The organism is Methylobacterium trifolii, from assembly GCF_022179685.1.
GTDB classification, from domain to species: domain Bacteria; phylum Pseudomonadota; class Alphaproteobacteria; order Rhizobiales; family Beijerinckiaceae; genus Methylobacterium; species Methylobacterium trifolii.
Genome location: NZ_BPRB01000047.1, coordinates 1 through 6,270 on the forward strand (window position 1 = coordinate 1; position 6,270 = coordinate 6,270).

General features: G+C 69.7%; 5 protein-coding genes and 1 pseudogene. 3 read left to right on the forward strand and 3 right to left on the reverse strand.

What is annotated here, in order from left to right:
- Nucleotides 1–51: 51 nt before the first annotated feature.
- From tnpC to COGEMETH_RS03965, 3 genes are all read left to right on the forward strand, one after another.
- Complete coding sequence (gene tnpC / locus COGEMETH_RS03955) at nucleotides 52–1,332, forward strand: IS66 family transposase (RefSeq protein WP_238181309.1); 1,281 nt, start codon at nucleotides 52–54, stop codon at nucleotides 1,330–1,332.
- Nucleotides 1,333–1,504: 172 nt separating this feature from the next.
- Complete coding sequence (locus COGEMETH_RS03960; RefSeq protein WP_238181310.1) at nucleotides 1,505–1,747, forward strand: hypothetical protein; 243 nt, start codon at nucleotides 1,505–1,507, stop codon at nucleotides 1,745–1,747.
- An 8-nt stretch (nucleotides 1,748–1,755) separates the two neighbouring features.
- A complete protein-coding gene (locus COGEMETH_RS03965; RefSeq protein ID WP_238181311.1) occupies nucleotides 1,756–2,094 on the forward strand; it encodes an MmcQ/YjbR family DNA-binding protein in 339 nt (112 codons plus the stop codon).
- 224 nt (nucleotides 2,095–2,318) lie between these two features.
- On the opposite strand, the gene glmM is transcribed toward COGEMETH_RS03965, so the two are convergent.
- From glmM to COGEMETH_RS03980, 3 genes and pseudogenes are all read right to left on the reverse strand, one after another.
- Nucleotides 2,319–3,659, reverse strand: a complete 1,341-nt coding sequence (gene glmM / locus COGEMETH_RS03970) for a phosphoglucosamine mutase (RefSeq protein ID WP_238181312.1) — start codon at nucleotides 3,657–3,659, stop codon at nucleotides 2,319–2,321.
- 179 nt (nucleotides 3,660–3,838) lie between these two features.
- Nucleotides 3,839–5,761 carry an ATP-dependent zinc metalloprotease FtsH gene (gene ftsH, locus COGEMETH_RS03975; RefSeq protein ID WP_238181313.1) on the reverse strand — a complete coding sequence of 641 codons (1,923 nt, stop codon included), beginning with the start codon at nucleotides 5,759–5,761 and terminating at the stop codon, nucleotides 3,839–3,841.
- A 3-nt stretch (nucleotides 5,762–5,764) separates the two neighbouring features.
- Nucleotides 5,765–6,270: pseudogene (locus COGEMETH_RS03980) on the reverse strand (hypothetical protein); the annotation flags it as partial.

Below are 6,270 nucleotides of genomic sequence, written 5' to 3' on the forward strand. Positions count from 1 at the left end.
GTAATTACCCACCCCCTTGCGCGGGCGGGATTTCGCTGATTCGTTCGTAGGATGGGCCGAAGCGATCTTGAGCGGCTGAGCCGCGAAGAGCTGATCGAGTTGGTGCTGCGGCTGCAGCGCCCGGAGAAGACTTCACGCACCTCGTCGAAGCCGCCCGCGACGGACCGCAAGGAACGTCGGGAGCAATCCAAGCCCGGTGGTGGCAAGCCCGGGCACGAGGGTCATAGCCGTGTGATGAGCGAGGATCCCGATGCCGTCGTCGATCATCGTCCGGATCGCTGCGTGTGCTGCGGCGGCAGCCTGCACGAGGATATTCCCGCCGAGATCGTGAGCGTGTCCGAGCACATCGAGTTGCCCGAGGTGGCGCCGGCCGTCACCCAGCATCGACGTCTGGCGGTGCACTGCCCATCCTGTGGGACGCGGGTCGTAGCGCCGGTGCCGAAGGCGGCGCGCGGGACGCCCTTCGGCCCACGGCTGCATGCGGTGGCGACGTATCTCAAGACCTTCCAGGCGCTCTCCTACGAGCGGCTGCAGGCGGCGCTGTCCGACCTGTTCGGTTTGAGGCTCAGCCAGGGCGGCCTGATGAACCTGCTCCGCCGGGCGCAAGCGCGCTTCCGTCCTGGCCGCGAGGAGGCCGTCTCAATGCTGCGCCGCGCCGCCGTCGTCGCCTCGGACGAGACCGGTGTGCGCATTGAGGGCAGCAACGCTTACCATTGGGTCTTCCATTCGGCCGACGCGGTGGTGCACACGGCCTCGCCGACGCGGGGCGCCGTCGTGGTGCGGGAGATGATGGACGGACATCGGCCCGCGGTGTGGATCTCGGACCGCTACACCGCCCAGCAGGGCCATGCGGCCGCGCACCAGACCTGCCTCGCCCATCTCGCCCGTGATGTCGCCTACGCCGTGGAGACCAGCGATGATCCGGTCCCCTGGCGACTGCAGCTCTGGTTGCGATCCGTCTTCGCCCTGGCCGAGCGCATCACTGACTTCGCGTCTTCGACCCTGGCCGCCAAGCACCGGACCTTGGACCGCCGACTGCGAGCGATCCTCGCCACGGCGAGCGGCTGCGACCTAACCCGCGATCTGCAAGCCAAGATAGGCCGGGCGCGCGATCAACTCCTGGTCTTCCTCGTCCATCCCGGCGCGGTCGAGCCCACCAATAACGGATCGGAACGGCTGCTGCGCCCCTCCGTCGTCCAGAGGAAGATGACGAACGGCTACCGTGCAATGTGGGCCGCCGAGGGCGAAGCCGACATCCGCACCGTCGTCGATACGGCGCGCCTCACAGGCAGCACCCCCTTCGGCACCATCCTCAAAACCATCGGCGCCTGAACCCAGCGGTCAAAGGGGTGGGTAATTACCCTCCGCGAGGCGACGGGCCGGGAGCCGTGCCCCACCACATCGGGTCGGGGCGCAGGTTCTTGTTCTGGCGCGCACTTGCGCGACGAGCCGGTATCCGCTTCGTCTGCGTGCGCTCGCGCCGCAGCGCCCGAGGGGAGCTTCCATGACGCGCCTGTTCATCGCCCATATCCGCACGGCGGACGGGCCGCGACCGCTGGTCACGGTCCGGGCCGCCTCGGAGGCGGAGGCGCGCCTTTTCCTGGAGGCCCGCTATCCGGACGACCTGATCGAGGCCGTGACCGAGCCCGGCGACTGGGCCTCGGACAGCGATACCGGGACCGATTCGGGCGACGTGCGCGAGCATCCGGGCACGCTCTGGCAGCCGCCCGCGGGCGGCGCGGGCTGAGGAGCGCCATGCTGCCGGAGGACGTGCGGGCACTGGCCCTGATGCTGCCGGAGACGGTGGAGGGCGCCCATATGGGCCATCCCGACTTCCGGGTCGGCGGCCGGATCTACGCCACCCTCTGGGTCGAGGAGGCGCGCACGGTGCTGCGGCTGCCGCCCGAGCACCAGGCCGTGCTGGTCGAGGCGGAGCCGGACCTGTTCTCGCCGGTCCCCGGCGCCTGGGGCCGGCGCGGCTGGACGAACCTCGACCTCGATGCGTGCGACGAGGAGAGCCTGCGCGGCGCCCTGCTCGCGGCATGGCGCGCGACCGCGCCGGCCACCCTCGTCCGCGCCCACGATCCGGCCTAGAGGGTCTTTGGCTTCCGAAATGGCGGTTCGGTCAATAGCATCGGCGCTTCAACGGCCCTTCCCGACAAATCCCCTCATCCCGACGTGCTTCCACGCAGTGGAAGCCTCGAAGGAGATCTCCAGAAATCTCGGCGATCGCTGGAGGGCTCCTTCGAGGCTGCTTCGCAGCACCTCTGGATGAGGGGACTTGTTGGGATTCGAACGGTCGGACAGGCCCTGAAGGATCAGGCGGCGGCCTTGGTCACGGCGTCGACGACTTCGTCGACCACGTCGTTGACGAGGCCGCGGTCGTCGCCCTCCGCCATCACGCGGATCACCGGCTCGGTGCCTGAGGGCCGGATCACGAGGCGGCCGCCCTGCCCGAGGCGCTCGCGGGCGTGCTCGATGGCGGTGACGACGCTGTCCTGGCGCAGGGGCTCGCCGGTTTTGTAGCGTACGTTCTTGAGGATCTGCGGCAGCGGCTCGAAGCAGTGGCAGACCTCGCTCACCGGCTTGTCCGAGCGCTTGACCACGCTCAGCACCTGCAGGGCGGCCACCAGCCCGTCGCCGGTGGTGGCGTAGTCGGACATGATGATGTGGCCGGACTGCTCGCCGCCGAGGTTGTAGCCGTGCTCGCGCATGTGCTCCAGCACGTAGCGGTCGCCGACCGCGGTGCGGGCGAGGCCGAGGCCGAGGCCGCCGAGATAGCGCTCCAGGCCGAGGTTCGACATGATGGTCGCGACGACCCCGGGCTTGGTCAGGCGGTCGTCCTCCTGCCAGGAGCGGGCGACCACCGCCATGAGCTGGTCGCCGTCGACCACCTGGCCCTTCTCGTCGACGATGAGCACCCGGTCGGCGTCCCCGTCGAGGGCGATGCCGATGTCGGCGCGGCGCTCGCGCACCTTGGCGACCAGGGCGGAGGGGGCGGTCGAGCCCACGTCCCGGTTGATGTTGAAGCCGTCCGGCTCCACGCCGATGGCGATCACGTCGGCGCCGAGTTCCCACAGGGTCTCGGGGGCGACGCGGTAGGCCGCGCCGTTGGCGCAGTCCACCACCACGCGCAGGCCGTCCAGGGTGATGTTGCGCGGCAGGGTGCGCTTGGCGAACTCGATGTAGCGGGCGTGCACGCTCTCGATGCGCTTGGCCCGGCCGAGGTCGGCCGCACCCGACAGGCGCTTGTGCAGCTCGCCGTCGATCAGGCCCTCGATCTCGCGCTCGATCGCGTCGTTGAGCTTGAACCCGTCCGGGCCGAACAGCTTGATGCCGTTGTCCTCGTAGGGGTTGTGCGAGGCCGAGATCATCACGCCGATGTCGGCGCGCATGGAGCGGGTCAGCATCGCCACGGCCGGCGTCGGCACGGGGCCGAGCAGCAGCACGTCCATGCCCACCGAGGTGAAGCCCGCCACCAGGGCGGTCTCGATCATGTAGCCGGAGAGCCGCGTGTCCTTGCCGATCACGACCCGGTGCCGGTGGTCCCCGCGCTGGAACACGATCCCGGCGGCCTGCCCGACCTTGAGGGCCAGTTCCGGCGTGATGACGCCGTTGGCGCGCCCCCGGATGCCGTCGGTCCCGAAATACTTTCTCACGATCGTCTCCACACGCGACTGCGCGATCCTTGGGCGGACCGTACCAGATTTCACCGTCGCCGGGTCGATGCCCTCCGGTCACAGTGAATCGCCCGTGTCACGACCGACGAAGGCGGCAACGCCGGAAACGGAAAGGGCGCCCGAAGGCGCCCTTTTGATGTCGGACCCGGTGGCGGCGGTTACGCCTGGGGCTGAGGCTCCAGGCCACCGTCGTTCTCCTTGGGCCGGCCGCGGCCGGCCGAAGGCACGGAGGAGCCGCGGGCGGGCGTCGGGGGCACGTCGCCGCCGTCGCGGACCGGGGGCCGGCCCTTGAGAAGGTTGCGGATCTCGTCGCCGGACAGGGTCTCGTATTCGAGCAGCCCCTGGGCCAGGGTCTCGAGGTCGTCCTTGCGCTCGGCCAGGATGCGGCGGGCCTCCTCCAGGCCGGTCTCCACGAGGCGGCGCACCTCCGCGTCGATCTTCTGGGCGGTCGATTCCGAGACCGTCTGCTGGCGGCCCATCGACATGCCGAGGAAGACCTCGTCGTTGTTCTCGCCGTAGGCCACGGTGCCGAGCTCGGGCGAGAAGCCCCAGCGCGTCACCATCATCTTGGCGAGCCGCGTGGCCTGCTCGATGTCAGACTGGGCGCCCGACGTCACCTTGTCACGGCCGAAGGTCATCTCCTCGGCGATGCGGCCGCCCATCATGATCGCCAGCCGCGAGGTCATCTGCTCGAAGCTCATCGAGAGCTTGTCGCGCTCGGGCAGCTGCATGACCATGCCGAGCGCCCGGCCGCGGGGGATGATGGTCGCCTTGTGGACGGGGTCGGTGGCCGGCACGTTGAAGGCGACGATGGCATGCCCCCCCTCGTGATAGGCGGTCAGCCGCTTCTCGTCCTCGGTCATGACCAGGGTACGCCGCTCGGCGCCCATCATCACCTTGTCCTTGGCGTCCTCGAACTCGTGCATCGTGACGATGCGCTTTCCGCGACGCGCGGCGAGGAGCGCCGATTCGTTGACGAGGTTCATCAGATCCGCGCCCGAGAAGCCGGGGGTGCCGCGGGCGATGACCTTGAGGTCCACGTCGGGGGCGAGCGGCACCTTGCGGACGTGGACGCGCAGGATGCGCTCGCGGCCGGTCACGTCCGGGTTCGGCACCATGATCTGGCGGTCGAAGCGGCCGGGACGCAGCAGGGCGGGGTCGAGAACGTCGGGGCGGTTGGTGGCCGCGATGATGATGACGCCCTCGTTGGCCTCGAAGCCGTCCATCTCCACCAGCAGCTGGTTCAGGGTCTGCTCGCGCTCGTCGTTGCCGCCGCCCAGGCCAGCGCCGCGATGGCGGCCGACCGCGTCGATCTCGTCGATGAAGATGATGCAGGGCGCGTTCTTCTTGGCCTGCTCGAACATGTCGCGCACGCGGCTGGCGCCGACGCCGACGAACATCTCCACGAAGTCCGAACCGGAGATGGTGAAGAACGGGACGTTGGCCTCGCCCGCCACCGCGCGGGCGATTAGGGTCTTACCCGTACCGGGAGGGCCGACCAGGAGCACGCCGCGGGGGATGCGCCCGCCGAGCCGCTGGAATTTCTGGGGGTCGCGCAGGAACTCGACGATCTCCTGGAGATCCTCCTTGGCCTCCTCGACGCCGGCCACGTCATCGAAGGAGACGCGCCCGTGCGCCTCGTTGAGGAGCTTGGCCTTCGACTTGCCGAAGCCCATCGCCCGCCCGGCGCCGGACTGCATCTGGCGCGACAGGAAGATCCAGGCGCCGATGAAGACGAGGATCGGCAGCCAGCTCACCAGGAGCTGGATGAACCAGGGGGTGTTGTCCGAGGGCGGCCGGGCGGTGATCTGTACGCCCTTGCCCTGGAGCTTGGTCACGAGGCCCGGATCGTTCGGGGCGTAGCTCGTGAAGTTGCCGCCGCCGACATAGGTGCCGGACACGTCCTGGCCCGAGATCACCACCGCCTGGATCTTGCCGGCGTCGGCGTCGTTGAGGAGTTGGCTGTAGGCGATCTCGCTGCCGCCGCCGCGATGACCCGGATTCTGGAACAGGGTCACGAGGGCGAGCACGAGCAGGAAGATGACGACCCACAAGGCAAAATTGCGAAAATTCGGGTTCATCGATCAATCCCTGGGGAGCGCGCGCCCCCTGCCCGACACTGCGGGACCATCCGCGCGCTCCGGGCCAATGTAGGCAGAGGGTTCTCCCTTGCCAAGTAACTCGGGCGCCCCTGCGGCGAGGACGGCCGCCCTTCGTTCGGGTGCCGGGGACAGCGTGAGCGTTCCGGCGGCATCCGCCGCGATCAAGAGGCCGCCCAGGGTGCGCCGCAGGGGCCGCCCGGCCCGCAGCGCCGGCAGCAACATCTGAAAGGCCAGCCGCTCCAGCCGCTCCAGCCGCTGCGGCCGCATCGCGCCCGCCCGCTCCATCGCGCGGTCGAGGACGCGGAGCGCCACGGCGTCGGGGAGTGCCGCCAGGGTCGGCCCGTGGAGGCGCAGGCTCGGGCGGCCCGGTGCGGGGTGATCGGGCTCTGGCGCGGCCCCCTCCTCCCCCTCGCGGCTGGGGCACTCACAGGTTTCGATAGGCTGCGCTGCCGAGCGGACATGGCGCGGGCTCTTCCCTCCCCCCTCTG

What these genes read in the sequence shown, in the direction of transcription:
- ftsH (WP_238181313.1), bottom strand. Translation starts at nt 5,761, where the DNA reads ATGAACCCGAATTTTCGCAATTTTGCCTTGTGGGTCGTCATCTTCCTG.
- COGEMETH_RS03960 (WP_238181310.1), top strand. Translation starts at nt 1,505, where the DNA reads ATGACGCGCCTGTTCATCGCCCATATCCGCACGGCGGACGGGCCGCGA.
- tnpC (WP_238181309.1), top strand. Translation starts at nt 52, where the DNA reads ATGGGCCGAAGCGATCTTGAGCGGCTGAGCCGCGAAGAGCTGATCGAG.
- COGEMETH_RS03965 (WP_238181311.1), top strand. Translation starts at nt 1,756, where the DNA reads ATGCTGCCGGAGGACGTGCGGGCACTGGCCCTGATGCTGCCGGAGACG.